The following is a 15882-nucleotide window of genomic DNA, read 5'->3' on the forward strand; positions in this document are numbered from 1 at the left end:
GAACTTACATATCTGTAAGTCAAGTCTATGAACTAGACCGAACAATTTTCGCGGTATCGCCAGTCATCGCAACATCAACAGCGTCTCTACCAAAAACCCACAACACGAGCTCTCCGATATCACCGGACACACGGGCGACAGCATCGCCATGGTCAACCACTCCCCGCTCACCACCAATAGTCAGGGGAGCTAAGCTTGTCGGGGTCAAAATAACTGGTAACTCCGAATGACGAAGCAGCACCTTCGCCAGCAGCGGCAATGACTTGGATAAGGCAGCAGTCGCTGTTGCCTCAAGTACACGTGGGCTCCACGACGGGCGGGCGCGACGAACATCTTCATGGTGAACGAAATGCTCAGCTGCATTCATTGTGCGATCAACAAGCCGGAGCGGTGAGAATTTCGGCGGGCCGGCGCGCCAGTGTTCTACCAATTGCGAATAATCCTGCTTTTTCACTTTATTCTGTACGCTCGCGAGGTGATTTTTCAGCGGCGAAATCACCATCCCCGCAGCAGCTTCGGGGCGGTGTTCACGCACCCATAAATGCGCAGCCAAATCGGTAGTCGTCCACCCTGCACACAAGGTAGGTGCTTCTGGGCCGACTTCCAGGAAAAGGTCGGCCAATAGCTGGCGTTCAGAATCAGAAAAAGACATGACCCCAGGTTACCCCGGGGCCATGTTCCATCTGAACTATCTACGCGGGCTAAAAAGCCAGAGGATTAGATAGATTCACGTGAGTTGTCGACTTCTTCATCATCCACGATCTCGATCTCGGAGGCCATTGGAACGACGGTCGGCAGAATCACTGGCTCACGCTTCCAATTCTGCTCAATGAAACGGGAAACCTTGCGACGAAGTTTCTGCACCATGCGGTAGGTATCGTTTTCTCCTTCGGCGGCCAAATCATTCATGGTGTTGTCCACCAATTCGACTACCTGTGGAATAAGCGCACGATCGTCTTCTGCAAAGCCTGTGGTTTCAACGCGTGGGCGCTCCAGCAACTGTGAGGTGCGGTTGTCGACCACACAGGTAATCGACACCACACCGCCAGCCCCGAGGCTGGTGCGATCGGCGAGGGTGTCGGCGTCCACGTTGCCCATGTTCACACCGTCGACGTAGAGGTTACCAACGGTCTTTTGGCCCACCACTTCGGCTTTGCCGTTCGCCATGTCAATAACCACGCCATTTTGTCCGAGCATAACGCGCTCACGCGGCACGCCGGTGGAGATCGCCAACTCCTTATTTGCGCGGAGATGGCGCCACTCACCGTGAACCGGCCAGGCGTTTTTCGGACGCGCGGCGTTATACAGGAACAAAAGTTCACCGGCATAACCATGGCCTGACGAGTGCACCTTGGCATCCGCGTTGGTGATCAATTCCGCGCCGATTTGCGACAGCATATTGATCACACCGAAAACTGCTTCTTCGTTACCCGGGATCAGTGACGATGACAGGATAATCAGATCTCCTGCACGCACCGTGATCTGCCTGTGCTCACGACGGGCCATCCGTGACAGCGCAGCCATCGGTTCACCCTGGGTACCGGTGGTAATCAACATGGTCTTGTGCGGAGCCATCTTCGAGGCTTCCTCGATCGGAATGATGGTGCCCTTTGGTACGCGCAGGTAACCCATCTTTTCGGCAATTTCCATGTTTCGCAGCATCGAACGTCCGTTGAACGCAACCTTGCGGTGCGAAGCAACAGCAGCGTCAATGGCGGCCTGAACGCGGTACACGTTCGAGGCAAATGATGCAACGATCACGCGGTTTTTTGCAGACTGCACGATGCGCTTCAGTGTCGGTGCGATATCAGCCTCGGTAGCCGAGACCCCCGGCACCGTGGCATTCGTAGAATCGCACAGCATCAGATCGACGCCTTCATCGCCGTACCGCGACAAGGCTGGCAGATCCGTCGGACGGTTATCCAACGGCGTCTGGTCGAGCTTGATGTCACCGGTATGAATGATCGATCCAGCAGGCGTGTTCAGCATGATGCCCAATGCGTCTGGGATCGAGTGGTTAACTGCCCAGAACCGGCACCGGAACGGGCCGTAATTCACGTCCGATTTTTCATTAACTTCCACCAGCTTTGGTTTCTGGCGGTGTTCTTTTGTCTTTGCCGCGATCAGTGCCAGGGTGAATTTGGACGCGACGATTGGAATATCCGGACGTAGCTTAAGCAACCACGGGATAGCACCGATGTGATCCTCGTGGGCGTGAGTCACGACCAATGCTTCGACTTTGTCGATCTTTTTCTCGATCGGCCCGAAGTCCGGCAGGATCAGGTCCACGCCTGGCTCTCCTGACGAGGGGAACAGCACGCCGCAGTCGATGATCAACAACTTGCCGTCGTATTCAAAAACGGTCATGTTACGGCCGATCTCCGAGATACCACCCAGAGCATACATACGCAGCGTGCCTTTTTGCTGCTGCGGCGGCTCGGGCAAACGCTTCGTTAGATCAGCACCTTGCATCGACTTCGGGACGTTACGACGTCCACGGTTGTTTCCGCCTTGGTTATTTCCACCCTGGCCGCCACCGTGGTTGTTATTACCGCCACGACCCCGGTTCGAGCGCCCACGAGAACCGCGGCCGCGTCCCTTACCGGAATTGTTGCCTCCACCTTTGTTGTCTTTGTTATTTCCGGACGCGTTGTCGGCTGAATTATCTCCCCCGGATTTTTTATTATCCGACTTATTCGACTTGTCCTGTTTTTTGGACTTGTTCGAGTTCTTGTGGTTCTGGTTGTGGTTACCGGAACCAGCAGACTGCGAGCCACCGGAGTCTGGGGTGTTCTCTGGTGGCTTAAACGACGGGTTCGGTGCAGTTTCGGCAGAACTGCTGTTCTGCGACAAGGATTGCGATACAGTTGCAGCGTCCTCCGGCGGCCCCGCCTTACGGGATACTTTCCGGGAACGAGTGCGAGATTCAGTCATCTATAAGACTCCAGCTTGGTCCAAATCACGGCGCAGCCCAGCCACCTGCTCGTTGTCTAGCGGAACGAGTGGCAACCGCGGCTCGCCTACGTCAATGCCCTGTTCACGCAGGGCTGCTTTAGCAAAATTGGCGCCGCCCAAGCGATGTTGTGCTCGGATTAACGGCGTTAATACAGTTGTGTGGATCTCTCGCGCACGCGCAAGATCTCCGGTGTCGTATGCGTCATAGAGCTCACGCAAAGCTTTCGGTGCAGCGTGTCCGATTACGGAGATAAACCCGCTTGCACCAACCGACAACCATGGCAGGTTTGCTGGGTCATCACCCGAGTACCATGCCAGGCCGGTTTCTTGAATCAGATTGCAAGCAGCATGCAGATCGCCTTTTGCGTCTTTCACTGCTTGGATGGTGGGCAGCTTGGCGAGTTCAACGATAGTTTCCGACTCGACCGGGATGCCCGAGCGTCCAGGGATGTCATACAAGCTGATGGGCAGGTCCGTAGCCTGCGCAACTGCCGTGTAATGAGCGATAAGGCCTGCTTGGCTCGGCTTCGAGTAATACGGAGTCACGACCAAGAGAGAATCTGCCCCCGCAGCCGCGGATTTCTGAGCGAGATCAATCGTGGTAGCCGTATTATTCGTGCCGACGCCGGCCATGATCTTGGCACGGTCGCCGACCTCATCTTTGACAGCTTTGATAAGAGCAAGCTTCTCCTCCACCGAGGTGGTGGGTGACTCTCCAGTGGTACCGGAAACCACGAGGGCGTCCAAGCCATTATCCACCAGGTGAGCGGCTAGTTTTCGTGCAGCGCCAAGGTCCACAGCGCCGTCCTTATCGAACGGGGTCACCATGGCAACACTGACGCTGCCGAATGTCTCGACTCCAGTCTTGACTGTCAAACCTGTGCTCATGCTGGTCTAGGTTACCCGTTAACCACGTCCAACTGAGAACCGGCGCGCCTTTGCGCAGTTAAGCATAGGGGCTCACAGCCATGTGGGTGCCATCGGAGAGCGTACTGACGTGGAAATCCGAAAACAGTGACGGGGCCTGTTGGTGCAATAAGCGCAAGCATTCCACGGCGAGCCTGCGCATCTCCACGTCGGCGTGCTCACTAGCCCGCGCACCAATGAAGTGGCGCCATGCGCGGTAGTTGCCAGTCACTACGATGCGAGACTCGGTGGCATTCGGAAGCACCGCACGCGCCGCCTGTCGGGCTTGCTTTTTGCGTAACAATGCATTCGGCTCGTCGGCAAGCTTATCTTCCAACGCAGCAAGCAACTCGTTGTACACAAACCGGGAATCATCGACTGCCTGTTCCACCAAGCGAGATAATTCGTCGTCCTCGGCCACGGCATCAGGCATCACAAACTGTGCATCCCCGGAATGCACAAATCTCTGGGAGAGTTGGCTAAACGAGAAATGTCGGTGCCGAACGAGTTCATGCGTGACCGAGCGCGAGATGCCGCGGATATACATGGTCGCGGTAGCATGCTCCAGCAATGCCGTGTGACCAACCTCCATGATGTGGTGCAGATAGGCGTCATTAGCTGCAGTATGTGGGTTGGGCTTGTCAAAAGTTTCGTAGCACGCCCTGCCAGCGAATTCCACCAATGATTCAGCATCCGTCGCTGTCTCATCGACCTGCCACACGGAGTCGAGATCTGCGGGCGGGAAAAATTGCGTCGCTGCGAGAAGATCGACTTTGAGTTTCTTGGCAGTAGCCATGGATTAGTTCAGGCCTAAGAACTTATCGAGGCCAACTGTCAAGCCGGGGTTGTCTTTAATCTGACGCACACCGACGAAGACACCGGGGACAAACGAGGTTCGGTCATAAGAATCCTGACGGATCGTCAGCGACTGGCCCTGTGCGCCAAAAATCACTTCCTCGTGCGCGACCATGCCCCGGGTGCGTACCGCGTGCACTGGCACTCCGTCAACGTTGGCCCCGCGAGCTCCGTCAAGCGATTGTTCCGTGGCATCCGGCATGTCTGGCATATTGGCTTGCCGACGCGCTTCTGCGATGCCCTGTGCAGTATGGATGGCGGTACCAGACGGGGCGTCGAGTTTCGTCGGATGGTGGTATTCCACGACCTCAGCGGTCTCAAAGTATTCCGCCGCCTGCCGGGCGAAGTGCATAGTCAAAATCGCAGAGATTGCGAAGTTCGGCGCGATAAGTACGTGGCCTGCACCATCAGCTTGCGCCCATTGTGCAACTTCTTCCAGCCGGTCCTGATCAAACCCAGTGGTGCCCACAACACAGTGAAGCCCCCGGGCCAGGCAAAATTGCAGATTGCCCATGACCACGCCCGGCTGCGTGAAATCAACCACGACTTCGGCGTGGTTGTCCACCAAAGCCTCCAAGCTGTCATCCCTGTCTAGTGCTGCCACCAACTCTAAATCATCAGCTGCGTTAACTGCCTCCACAATTGCACTACCGACGCGGCCGTGTGCTCCGAGTACGCCAACTTTAATAGTCATTAATGATCCTTATGTGCTTCCCACCGACCCGACACCGGGGCGGATTAACGGTTCTTTCTGTTTATCCAATTATCTCGTTACCTAATTGTATCGACAGTGTTGCGCAGTTTCGCCGAATGCGTTCGGAATAACCGATAAACTGGGTATATGAACACTTCTCGGAAATTTCTTAGCCTGGTGGCTACCGTAAGCGCTGCCGGTTTAGTGCTTGCAGCCTGTGCGTCTGCCGACGATTCGAATGATTCCGCACAGCGTCCAACCAGCACGGTAACTTCTACGTCACCACAGCCATCTGAGGCGGCGGATTCAACTACTCCGAATGACGAACACTCCAGCACGGCCGAAAAGCCCGAAGACGACGGTGCGGCTGATACTTCCCGCACTACCGCCGCCCGCGGCCAGTCCTCGGCACAACCTGCCGGAGCGAAAATGTTAGGCACACCGTCATTGGAAGACCGGCAGGATCTGCCGGCTGACTACGGAAACCTGAGTCCAACAGATGTCCGCGTGGGCTCTCACCAAGGCTTTGACCGAGTCGTGTTCGAGTTCGAAGGCACCGGAAAACCGGGCTGGTTTACCCGCTTGACCGAAGAGCCAGCGCAGCCAGGCTCGGGTTTTCCCGTTGAATATGCGGGAAATATCGCTCTAAATGTCGCGATTGAAGGCACCCCCGCCCCGATTGATCCCGAGAAACAGGCAAAATGGATTGATATAAACGCCCAATTTCCTGGCGCTGGGTCCGTAACCGAGGTGAAACTCGCCGGGGCCTTCGAGGGGCAGTCGGTCTTCGTTATCGGCTTGGACAAACCGCGCCCATATTCCATTACGCGGTTAGAAAACCCCACCCGAGTCGTGGTCGATATTCAAAAATAGCGGCAGGCATGCCGAAACACCCCAAGGCCAGAAAAACCAGATCAGGTATCGTGCCTTGGGGTGCCCTTGGTGTTTAGCCAGGAAACTCCCTAGTCTTCTTCGACCGGCACCAACGAAATCTTGCCGCGATCGTCGATATCAGCGATTTCCACCTGGACCTTGTCGCCAACGTTGATTTCGTCTTCCACCTTCTCGATGCGGCGGCTGCCCCCGATCTTCGAGATGTGCATCAAACCATCACGTCCTGGCATCAGCGAGATGAAAGCGCCAAAAGCAACAGTCTTGACGACGGTACCCAAGAAGCGCTCTCCCACCTTCGGCAACTGTGGGTTGGCAATGGCGTTGATCTTTTCCACAGCGGCATCGGCTTGATCACCGGTAGCAGCCGAAACATAGACAGTGCCATCATCTTCGATGGAAATTTCTGCACCGGTTTCATCGTGGATGGCATTGATGGTCTTGCCCTTCGGACCGATCAATTCACCGATCTTCGATGCTGGGATGGACACCGTCACTACACGTGGTGCGGTTTCTGCCATCTCATCTGGGGAATCGATAACATCTGCCATCGTGTCCAAGATGGTCAAACGCGCCTCGCGAGCCTGCTCCAGCGCCTGGGCTAACACGTCAGAAGGAATACCATCCAGCTTGGTGTCTAATTGCAGGGCGGTGATGTAGTCCGGAGTACCGGCTACCTTAAAGTCCATATCGCCGAATGCGTCTTCCACCCCGAGGATATCGGTCAAGGTGACGTGTCGTTCCTCACCGTCGACCTCACCAGAAACCAGGCCCATGGCAATTCCTGCCACCGGTGCCTTCAGTGGAACGCCAGCATTGTACAAAGACAACGTCGAAGCGCAGACAGAACCCATAGATGTCGAGCCGTTAGAGCCCAATGCTTCAGAGACTTGACGGATGGCGTAAGGGAATTCTTCCCGTGATGGAATCACTGGTGCGACGGCGCGCTCTGCAAGTGCACCGTGGCCGATCTCGCGACGCTTCGGCGACCCAACACGACCAGTTTCGCCAGTCGAAAATGGTGGGAAATTGTAATGATGCATGTAGCGCTTAGATTCTCCCGGCGACAGGGAATCAACGCGTTGCACCATCTCCAGCATGTTCAGCGTGGTGACACCCAGAATTTGGGTTTCGCCACGTTCAAACAATGCCGACCCGTGCGCGCGTGGAATCAGCTCAACTTCCACTTCCAGATCACGGATATCCGTGGTACGGCGGCCATCCACACGGTAACCGTCACGCAAAATCTTTTCGCGAACGATTTCTTTCTGCAGTGCATTGTAGGCAGCCCGGATTTCGATCAGAGCATCATCATCGTCGATGTCGTACTCATCCTCGATATCGTCGGCAAGATCCTCATCCCACTCGGCGATATAATCATTGATGGCTTCCTCACGGGCGTTTTTCTCGCCGATTGACAGGAGCTTATGCAGTTTCTTACGTGCCTTCTTGGAAACCTCATTGTAAACCTCGTCGGAATATTCCACGAACAACGGGAATTCCGCGGTTTCTTTGGCAACCTGGGCAGCCAAATCCGCCTGTGCCTGACACAGCACAGCAATAAAGGGCTTTGCGGCCTCCAAGGCTTCCGCGACGGTGGCTTCGGTGGGAGCCGGGGCGCCCGCAGCCACACGGTCTGCCACGTTCACGCCAGCGCCTGCTTCTACCATCATGATGGCAACGTCGCTGCCCACTGACTTGTTGCCTTTCGAGCCACGACGGCCCTTCTTGTGACCGCCGTCTTTCTTTTCCACGATTCGCCCGGCCACAACCATCTCGAAAAGAGCTTCCTGGTGTTGCTGATGGTTCGGGAAAGCGACCCACGCTCCTTCCGGGTGCTCGTCATCAGCCAGCAAAGCAATACGTACGGCACCAACAGCACCAGAAACCGGCAGACCAGAAATCTGCGTCGCTGCGGAAGCACCATTGATCGCGAGAACGTCGTAGTATTCACCCGGTGCTATCGAGAGCACCGTGTTGACGTTTTGCACTTCGTTGCGCAGGCCTTTAACGAAAGTCGGGCGCAGTGGGCGGTCAATCAAACGACACGCCAAAATTGCTTCGGTGGACGGGCGACCTTCACGCCGGAAAAAGCTGCCCGGAATGCGGCCAGCCGCATACATACGCTCTTCCACGTCCACTGTCAGTGGGAAAAAGTTGAGTCCCTCTTTGGGTTTCGACGACGCGGTGGTCGTCGACAAGATCATCGTGTCATCATCTAAATACGTGGTGACCGATCCATCGGCCTGGCGGGCTAGTTGGCCGGTTTCAAATCGGATGGTGCGGGTTCCGAAATCCCCGTTGTCGATCGTGGCTTCTACGCCATTGATTCCGACTTCTTCATCAATAAATTTTTGCACAGCCTTTGTGCTGCTCATACAAACTCCTTGCTCGTGCGAGAGCTCGTTCGTCGTGACGATCATCGTAGCCGTCATTTAATCTTTGTCTGTTAAGGAAAATCTTGCTTCAAAAAGAGAAATTCCTAAGAGGTATTCCTGGCAGATTTTTAAGCCAAGACCACCTTAGCATGCGGACCCCACATAAAGATGCAAAACCACCCCGCCCGGACGACCGGACAGGGTGGCGATAAGCGCACAGTCAAGACTGCTTAACGGCTTAGGACTGCTTAACGACGCAGACCCAGGCGAGAAATCAGATCACGGTAGCGGTTGATGTCCTTGCTCTGCAGGTACTTCAGCAGACCGCGACGACGACCAACCAGCAGCAACAGACCACGACGAGAGTGGTGATCGTGCTTGTGATCCTTCAGGTGCTCAGTCAGGTTGGTGATGCGGTGGGTCAGCAACGCAACCTGGGCCTCTGGGGAACCGGAGTCAGTCTCGTGAACGCCGTATTCCTTCAGAATCTCTTGCTTCTTTTCCGTAGAAAGAGCCATGCTTATCTCCTTATTTCAGTCCACACGAAAATTTATTTGCAACCACTGCGGACCGTAGTCGCAAACCAAACGATTACTCTAGCCGTTATGGGGGTCAGGTTGCAAAAAGAACTCCTCTGCAACTGTGGCGTGATCACCCACACCGCTGCCGCTTCCTCCGCTCTCGCCCGCATCCTGTGACGCGAGGTCACGGGCCAAAACGTCGCGCACGTTTTCTACATCCCGAGAAATCGCCGCGAGCAAATCATCGAGACTGTCATACTTCTCCATCGCGCGGATACGAGCGACGAAATGCACGGTGGCGCTGAAACCGTAGAGATCTGCATCCCTGTCCAACACGAAAGATTCCACGCTGCGCTCGTCATCGCCAAAAGTCGGGTTGGTTCCCACCGATATGGCGGCGGCATAAGCAGTGCCCGGCACGATATTTCCATCGACCGGTGAGTTTGCGCCTTCCACCACAAGCCAGCCGGCATACACGCCATCGGCCGGAAGCGCGAGATTGTCCGGAAAATACTGGTTCGCCGTCGGAAAGCCCAGCTCTTTGCCTCCCCTACCCGCCCCGCGCACAATCGGACCGTAAACGCTAAATGGGCGCCCCAATGCCCAGCGCGCAGAGGCCACGTCGCCCGTCGCCAAGAATTTCCGGATGGCCGTGGAACAAATCAAGGTGTGGTCGTGCGCAGGTAGGTCAGACTCACACTGCCGATCATGCAATAATTCGACGACATCCACGGAAATACCGTACGGCTGGCACAGCTGCCGCATCACGTCTGGCGTGCCGACGGCATTTTTACCGAACGTGAAATTCTCCCCAATGATCACATGGTTAGCATGCAGCTTGCCGACGAGCAGCCGATCGACATATTCCTGCGGCGACCACCCCGCCATCTCCTTGGTGAAGTCAATCACCATGACATTGTCGATGCCCATCTTGTCGACGACCGACATCCGCTGATCAAACGTCCCCAACGCCAAGGGGGCGCGCTCCGGCAAGAACACGCTGACAGGGTGCGGATCGAAAGTAACCAACACCGACTGCTGCCCCGTAGCGCGCGCCGTGCTCACAGCAGCAGAAATTAGCTCTTGGTGCCCGCGGTGCACACCATCAAAAACTCCGATAGTGACCACAGCAGAATCCACGTGTTCTGGGATCTCGTCCATACCGTGCCAAATATTCACCCTGCCAGCTTAAGGCATACACTGACTGCTATGAATTCAGCTACGGATTTTTCGCGCACGAACGCTCACAGCAACCCGCAGACTGACCAGACGACTAGACAGCAGACTGACCCGTTGGCAGGATCTGGATTGGTAGTCGTCGACAAACCCGCTGGTATGACATCACACGACGTCGTCGGCAAGCTGCGACGGATATTCCGAACCAAAAAAGTCGGGCATGCCGGCACCTTAGACCCCATGGCCACCGGAGTTCTGGTTGCCGGTATCGAACGTGGCACGAAATTTTTGGCGCACATCGTGGCCGCGACGAAAAGTTATCAGGCAACGATTCGGCTCGGCGCAGGCACCACCACTGATGATGCCGAAGGCGAGTTCCTGCCCGCCGAAGAAATTTCTGCAGGGCTGAGCCAGTCGCAGATTCAGGCTCGTCTAGCAGCGCTTTCCCATGACGAGATTTACGCCGCCGCTGCTGCCTGGACCGGCACCGTTGAACAAGTCCCGGCGAAAGTCTCGGCCATCAAAATTGACGGCAAACGTGCCCACCAGCGCATTCGTGACGGAGAGCACGTCGAAATTCCGGCACGCACCGTCACGATCAGTAGTTTCGAGATTCATTCCATCAAGCGTTCTACAGACAGTGATAACGACCCGCACAGCGATAACGACCAGCGCGGCGAGATGCAAGGCACTGACATCAACGGTGGCTGGATCGATATTGAGTGCACCATCGCGTGTTCTTCTGGCACGTATATCCGCAGCCTAGCCCGTGATATTGGCTCTGACCTCGGCGTCGGCGGGCACCTTACCGCCCTCCGCCGCACGCAGGTGGGTCCCTATTCTATTACGGATGCCAAAAGCCTCGATGAGCTTGCCGACGCACCGGCCATCAGCCTGAGCCTGGATGAGGCATTGACCCGGACCTACCCCACTTGGCAGGTCACAGAACAACAAGCGCGCGATCTGAGCATGGGGAAACGGCTCCCCGCCTGCGGGCTCGACGGTATACATACAGCACTTGCTCCCGACGGACGCGCGATCGCACTGGTCACAGAGGCCACAGAAATTAAAACAATTTTCGTAGCACGCCCGAGCACGCTGTAATCGGTGTACTCAGGGCCCAACCAACGAGCATGCGCTGGCACGGTGGGTAGACCGATCTTAGACAGATACCACAGCAGCAGTAATCACAAATCCGTCCTCGATCGCCCACCGCCCACTGATAAAAGGCACCGGAGTGGGGCGCACCAGCAAATAAGCGATAAACGTCCCATCCTCCCGTACATCAATTTCGGCTTGTTCAAATCCCAGCCAGCGCTGAGTCATAGGAAACCACGTCTTGTAGACCGTTTCTTTAGCACAGAAAATGATCCGGTCTGCATACGGAATCCCCGCAGAGCGTAGCCGTGAAATCTGTGGTTTTTCGGTGTCCCGTACGATTAAGTCAACGATATCAACGGGAAGCTTCTGCGCTGGTTCAATATCGATGCCCAAGCTACGCACCTTCTCAGTAGGTGCCACCGCGGCTGCCCGCATGCCCGAGGTATGCGACATGGAACCGCAAAAGCCTTCCGGCCACAGCGGCATCCCACGGTTGCCCCGCAATATCGGCGCTGCACCGGAATACCCCAGTTGGGCCAATGCTTGATGCGCGCACCACCGAGCATCACCAAATTCTGCTTTCCGCTTATCCACCGAATGGGCAACGAGGGTTTGTTCCAGCGGATGCAAACTTCGGAAATTCACCAAGTCACCATCGCCGGTGCTCCGCACCAAAACCATACGGGCGGAGTCTGGCAACAAAAACTCGCGGTTGTGGTTAGTCATGGCATCCCCCTTCCCCGCTGTCGGCGAGCCGTGCGTGCCGTCATCGTTCCGGTGCCGTCATCGGCAAGCTCCAGAATCGGACAAGGCCAGACTCTGTCCTCGTCGTAACGCGTCCATTCCCGGGGGTAGCCCAACGAGACCTCATGGTGCACCACACCATCGAACTCGCTCTCATCTGGCATGTGCAAATGCCCATACACCACAGCTTTCGCGTGATAACGCCGCGGCCAATGACGCGTATGGCGAGTCCCGCACCACAGAGCAATCTCCGGTAGCCCCAGGCGCAGTGTCGGTTCCTGCACCAACGGCCAATGGTTAATCAACACCGTCGGTCCATTCACCCGCGACAGCCGAGTAATGGAATACGCCAACCGATCCCAACACCATGCGCGGATATCAGTAAACGGCGCGATAGCGATTTCGTCGGCGAGCACCACGTTTTTCTGCGCTGCAGCGTCTAATGCTTCCTCCACACCCATGCCCGCGGGGCGAAAGCTGTAATCGTACAACGTAAACAAAGGCACAATCGTGGTATCCCCGAAGACCGGAAAACTATCTTCCGGAGTCAATACATCAATCTCGCGGCAAAGCTGCACCAGACTGTCGTATTTTGCGCGCCCGACATGCGAATCCGTCGAACGACAAAACAACTCGTGATTGCCAGGTACCCAAATCACCTGGGAAAACCGGCTACGCAGCTCACTTAACACCGAAGCAATAAGGTCAGTTCGCTCCGCAACATCACCGGCCACGATCAACCAATCATCGGGATGACGCGGCGTAATTTCAGCCAAACGCTTCCGGTTCGCCCGCACTGCGGCATGCAGATCCGCGACTGCCCATAAGGTCGGTGGAAACGCAACCGGATCGCTTGATGCATCAGGGTGGGTCACGAGTCAATCACCGCCCACTTCATGGATTGGAATCGATAGACCACCGCCGCAGTACGCAGCCCAATAAACGCCAACAACCCGCACCAGATACCCGTCAACCCGCCGTCGACAAGATAGGCAATCCACACACCCGGCAGGAACCCGACAAGCACCGAACCGATGGTGATCGTGCGCAAAAACGCCACATCACCGGCACCGAGTAAGACACCATCAAAGGCAAACAACACGCCGCCCAACACGATCATGATGAGCAATAACCACCACGGTGTCGCAATAGTATCCAGTACCCCAGCATCATCGGTAAACAACCGCGGAATCCAGCCAGAAAATACAGCAAATACAGCCGCAAGCCCCAACGCGAAAATGGCCGAATACCAGGTGATTTTCAAGCCAGCACGCCGGGCCGCGGTGACGGTTTTCCCACCGAGCGCAGCACCAATAAGCGCTTGCGCGGCAATAGCCAGCGAATCCAACACCAAGGTAAGGAAATTCCACAACTGCAACATGATCTGGTGCGCTGCCAACGCATGCGTGCCGAACCGCGCAGCCACACCAGCGGCAGACAAAAACGCCACCTGAAATGCAAGAGAACGCAAAATCAAATCACGCCCCAACACCAGTTGGCGCACGATCACTCGAGCCCGCGGTGCCCAACTACCACCATGAGCGCGCAACAGGCACACTACGAAACAGGTTGCGGTAAGCCCCATCCCCAACACATTCGCCCAGGCAGAGCCGACAAGGCCGAACGTGGAGACCAAAAATGGCAGAGCGATTGCACCGGGAACCACACCAGCCAGTGTGAAATAGAACGGCCACCGGGTATTCTGAATCCCGCGCATCCACCCATTACCGGCCATGATGACCAAGGTCAGCGGGATCGCTAACGCGGACACATGCAACCAGCTAGCCGTTGCAGCTGCCACAGTCGGATCGCCGGTTAACCACTGTGCGATATGCGAACCGAAGATCCACAGCACCGCAGCCAACAATAAGCCCACCGCAACCGCAACCCACGTTGCCTGCACGCCCTCGGCAATAGCAGCTGATTTCTTGCCTTGCCCATACAACCGCGAGGCCCGGGCAGTTGTTCCATAAGACAAAAACGTCAACTGAGTAGTCAACATCGACTGGACAGTGGCTCCAGCACCCAACGCGGCGAGTTCGAAACTCCCAAGCCTTCCCACGACTGCTGTATCCAGCAATAGATACAACGGCATGGCAGCAAGGACCCCGAGCGCCGGAAGCGCTAGGCCGAAAATTGTACGAGCGCTGATCTCTGCGCTGTCTGTACCAGGTGATTGCGTCTGAGAAGGTGAGGTCATGGGCACTCGCGTTCAATAACAGTCAGTAGTTCATCGATCACTTCCGCAGCCGTGCCGCGTGCAGCAAATCCCGCCGCCGGAACATGGCCGCCACCACCTAATTTCATGGCAATCGCCGAGCAGTCGATCTCCCGCGAACGCAGCGAACCATTCCAATACCCCGGAGCCATCTCCTTGTACACCACCCCGAGATTGGTGCCGTCGAGCGAGCGGACAAAATCCACGAGCTTTTCCACCGCGGATTGACTATGCGCAGCGATAATGTGGTGCGGGACTTGTAACACCGCCATTGTTACCGATCCTGCGGATTTAATCTGCAGGTTGGACAGTACCTCGCCTGTCATTTGCAGATCATCCGGAGCCGTCAGATCCACCAAATCAACAGCGATTTGCTTTGGGTCGAGCCCGTAATCCATCAGCTCAGCAGCCATGGTATGCATGAGGCGACTACCCCAGCGAAAACTACCCGTATCGGTCATCAACCCGGCATACAACCCGTGCGCGATCTCTCGATCTAGCGAGATCCCCAGGGTACGAAACAACTCGTAGAGCACCACGGTCGTGGACTCCCGGGCAGGATCCACCAAGTTAATGTCGCCGTAGCCTGGGTTTGTGTCATGATGGTCAATATTGATGCACGGGCCGGAAAATGCCTGATATTCTGCCGCAGCTGTGCCAGTTCGAGACAGCGAACCGCAATCAACGCTAATGACGACGTCGGCAGGCGGAAATGCCTGGTCCTGTTCAAATAGCTCCACCTTGTCTGCATACGGGATAGACAAGAGGTTGTCCGGAATTGGTTTATCTTGCCCCACGTACAGCCGCGAGCTAATACCAAGTTGCTTCAGTCCCAGGGCAAGCGCGCACGCCGAGCCGATGGCATCAGCATCCGGGTTCACATGTGCCAAGATAACTACCCGCCGTGCCTGGCGAATGGCGCTAGCTACCTGAGAATAAGGCATTACTCAGAATCCTTATACGGGTCTTCGTCTCCAGCAGGGCGTGCCTGCTGCCGTAAACGTGCGAGCTCTTCATCACGAGCTTTCGCTTTCGCGAGTAGGCCTTCCATATGGGCAGAGGCTTGCGGCACTTCGTCGAATTCAAACTCGAGAGTAGGGGTAAACCGCACCGAAAGCACATCGCCGACGAGCTTGCGCAGTTGGCCACGGTGGCGGTGCAACGCTTCTGCCGCCTGATCCAGATCTGGCTCTTCGTTGATATCACGACCGCGCACGGTGTAATACACCGTCGCGTTGTGCAAATCGCCGGTCACACGAGTGTCAGTGATGGTAATAAGTTCGAGTCGGCGATCCTTAATCTGGTGTTCTAGGGCATTCGCGACAATTTCCTGGATACGTTTAGCGATCCGGCCGGTTCGTGCATTATCAGCCATGAAATATCTACCTTTCACATAATGACTGCCAGCAGAGCGAAACACGCACTGCGCAGTCTGTGTCGTAT

Annotated in this window: 15 protein-coding genes; 2 read left to right on the forward strand and 13 right to left on the reverse strand. The window is 56.0% G+C overall.

Annotated features, from left to right (window positions below; all coding sequences use genetic code 11):
- Positions 1–25 precede the first annotated feature (25 nt).
- From ACP8MI_RS06370 to dapB, 5 genes are all read right to left on the reverse strand, one after another.
- Positions 26–652 (reverse strand): TIGR03085 family metal-binding protein, encoded by a 627-nt coding sequence (locus ACP8MI_RS06370; RefSeq protein ID WP_126843740.1) that lies wholly within the window; start codon positions 650–652, stop codon positions 26–28.
- A gap of 65 nt (positions 653–717) precedes the next feature.
- Entirely contained in the window at positions 718–2934 is a 2217-nt protein-coding gene (locus tag ACP8MI_RS06375) for an RNase J family beta-CASP ribonuclease (protein WP_284606952.1), read from the reverse strand.
- The gene (gene dapA / locus ACP8MI_RS06380; RefSeq protein ID WP_026167736.1) at positions 2935–3843 is read right to left on the reverse strand and encodes a 4-hydroxy-tetrahydrodipicolinate synthase; all 909 of its coding nucleotides are present in this window, start codon (positions 3841–3843) and stop codon (positions 2935–2937) included.
- 58 nt (positions 3844–3901) lie between these two features.
- Positions 3902–4657: an FAD-dependent thymidylate synthase gene (gene thyX / locus ACP8MI_RS06385; RefSeq protein ID WP_284589480.1), complete on the reverse strand. Its 756-nt coding sequence runs from the start codon at positions 4655–4657 to the stop codon at positions 3902–3904.
- 3 nt (positions 4658–4660) lie between these two features.
- Entirely contained in the window at positions 4661–5410 is a 750-nt protein-coding gene (dapB, locus tag ACP8MI_RS06390; RefSeq protein ID WP_284589479.1) for a 4-hydroxy-tetrahydrodipicolinate reductase, read from the reverse strand.
- Between the two features lie 147 nt (positions 5411–5557).
- On the opposite strand from dapB, the gene ACP8MI_RS06395 reads away from it, so the two are divergent.
- Entirely contained in the window at positions 5558–6283 is a 726-nt protein-coding gene (locus ACP8MI_RS06395; protein WP_284589478.1) for an AMIN-like domain-containing (lipo)protein, read from the forward strand.
- Between the two features lie 89 nt (positions 6284–6372).
- Here ACP8MI_RS06395 and ACP8MI_RS06400 read toward each other — a convergent pair whose 3' ends face one another.
- The 3 genes from ACP8MI_RS06400 to ACP8MI_RS06410 all read right to left on the reverse strand — a co-directional run bounded on the left by ACP8MI_RS06400 (position 6373) and on the right by ACP8MI_RS06410 (position 10379).
- Positions 6373–8679 carry a polyribonucleotide nucleotidyltransferase gene (locus ACP8MI_RS06400; protein WP_249605874.1) on the reverse strand — a complete coding sequence of 769 codons (2307 nt, stop codon included), beginning with the start codon at positions 8677–8679 and terminating at the stop codon, positions 6373–6375.
- Between the two features lie 248 nt (positions 8680–8927).
- Positions 8928–9197 carry a 30S ribosomal protein S15 gene (rpsO, locus tag ACP8MI_RS06405; RefSeq protein ID WP_018119737.1) on the reverse strand — a complete coding sequence of 90 codons (270 nt, stop codon included), beginning with the start codon at positions 9195–9197 and terminating at the stop codon, positions 8928–8930.
- Positions 9198–9275: 78 nt separating this feature from the next.
- Positions 9276–10379: a bifunctional riboflavin kinase/FAD synthetase gene (locus tag ACP8MI_RS06410; RefSeq protein ID WP_261792520.1), complete on the reverse strand. Its 1104-nt coding sequence runs from the start codon at positions 10377–10379 to the stop codon at positions 9276–9278.
- A gap of 156 nt (positions 10380–10535) precedes the next feature.
- On the opposite strand from ACP8MI_RS06410, the gene truB reads away from it, so the two are divergent.
- Positions 10536–11480, forward strand: a complete 945-nt coding sequence (gene truB, locus ACP8MI_RS06415) for a tRNA pseudouridine(55) synthase TruB (RefSeq protein WP_425654281.1) — start codon at positions 10536–10538, stop codon at positions 11478–11480.
- Between the two features lie 57 nt (positions 11481–11537).
- Here the strand turns inward: truB and ACP8MI_RS06420 are convergent, their stop codons facing one another.
- From ACP8MI_RS06420 to rbfA, 5 genes are read right to left on the reverse strand one after another with little or no spacing between them, the layout of a single operon-like run.
- Positions 11538–12203 (reverse strand): 4'-phosphopantetheinyl transferase family protein, encoded by a 666-nt coding sequence (locus tag ACP8MI_RS06420; RefSeq protein ID WP_018119740.1) that lies wholly within the window; start codon positions 12201–12203, stop codon positions 11538–11540.
- Positions 12200–13096 carry a metallophosphoesterase family protein gene (locus ACP8MI_RS06425; protein ID WP_126843735.1) on the reverse strand — a complete coding sequence of 299 codons (897 nt, stop codon included), beginning with the start codon at positions 13094–13096 and terminating at the stop codon, positions 12200–12202. The genes ACP8MI_RS06420 and ACP8MI_RS06425 overlap by 4 nt, the downstream gene beginning before the upstream one ends.
- Positions 13093–14421 (reverse strand): MATE family efflux transporter, encoded by a 1329-nt coding sequence (locus tag ACP8MI_RS06430; RefSeq protein WP_049148466.1) that lies wholly within the window; start codon positions 14419–14421, stop codon positions 13093–13095. The genes ACP8MI_RS06425 and ACP8MI_RS06430 overlap by 4 nt, the downstream gene beginning before the upstream one ends.
- On the reverse strand, positions 14418–15383 hold the full coding sequence (locus ACP8MI_RS06435; RefSeq protein WP_049148467.1) for a DHH family phosphoesterase: 966 nt from the start codon (positions 15381–15383) through the stop codon (positions 14418–14420). The genes ACP8MI_RS06430 and ACP8MI_RS06435 overlap by 4 nt, the downstream gene beginning before the upstream one ends.
- Positions 15383–15814, reverse strand: coding sequence for a 30S ribosome-binding factor RbfA (rbfA, locus tag ACP8MI_RS06440; protein WP_126843734.1), 432 nt, complete (start codon positions 15812–15814; stop codon positions 15383–15385). The genes ACP8MI_RS06435 and rbfA overlap by 1 nt, the downstream gene beginning before the upstream one ends.
- Positions 15815–15882: the final 68 nt, after the last annotated feature.

The organism is Corynebacterium sp. LaCa_70, assembly GCF_058182015.1.

What these genes read in the sequence shown, in the direction of transcription:
- ACP8MI_RS06370 (WP_126843740.1), bottom strand. Translation starts at nt 652, where the DNA reads ATGTCTTTTTCTGATTCTGAACGCCAGCTATTGGCCGACCTTTTCCTG.
- ACP8MI_RS06375 (WP_284606952.1), bottom strand. Translation starts at nt 2,934, where the DNA reads ATGACTGAATCTCGCACTCGTTCCCGGAAAGTATCCCGTAAGGCGGGG.
- dapA (WP_026167736.1), bottom strand. Translation starts at nt 3,843, where the DNA reads ATGAGCACAGGTTTGACAGTCAAGACTGGAGTCGAGACATTCGGCAGC.
- thyX (WP_284589480.1), bottom strand. Translation starts at nt 4,657, where the DNA reads ATGGCTACTGCCAAGAAACTCAAAGTCGATCTTCTCGCAGCGACGCAA.
- dapB (WP_284589479.1), bottom strand. Translation starts at nt 5,410, where the DNA reads ATGACTATTAAAGTTGGCGTACTCGGAGCACACGGCCGCGTCGGTAGT.
- ACP8MI_RS06395 (WP_284589478.1), top strand. Translation starts at nt 5,558, where the DNA reads ATGAACACTTCTCGGAAATTTCTTAGCCTGGTGGCTACCGTAAGCGCT.
- ACP8MI_RS06400 (WP_249605874.1), bottom strand. Translation starts at nt 8,679, where the DNA reads ATGAGCAGCACAAAGGCTGTGCAAAAATTTATTGATGAAGAAGTCGGA.
- rpsO (WP_018119737.1), bottom strand. Translation starts at nt 9,197, where the DNA reads ATGGCTCTTTCTACGGAAAAGAAGCAAGAGATTCTGAAGGAATACGGC.
- truB (WP_425654281.1), top strand. Translation starts at nt 10,536, where the DNA reads ATGACATCACACGACGTCGTCGGCAAGCTGCGACGGATATTCCGAACC.
- ACP8MI_RS06420 (WP_018119740.1), bottom strand. Translation starts at nt 12,203, where the DNA reads ATGACTAACCACAACCGCGAGTTTTTGTTGCCAGACTCCGCCCGTATG.
- ACP8MI_RS06430 (WP_049148466.1), bottom strand. Translation starts at nt 14,421, where the DNA reads ATGACCTCACCTTCTCAGACGCAATCACCTGGTACAGACAGCGCAGAG.
- ACP8MI_RS06435 (WP_049148467.1), bottom strand. Translation starts at nt 15,383, where the DNA reads ATGCCTTATTCTCAGGTAGCTAGCGCCATTCGCCAGGCACGGCGGGTA.
- rbfA (WP_126843734.1), bottom strand. Translation starts at nt 15,814, where the DNA reads ATGGCTGATAATGCACGAACCGGCCGGATCGCTAAACGTATCCAGGAA.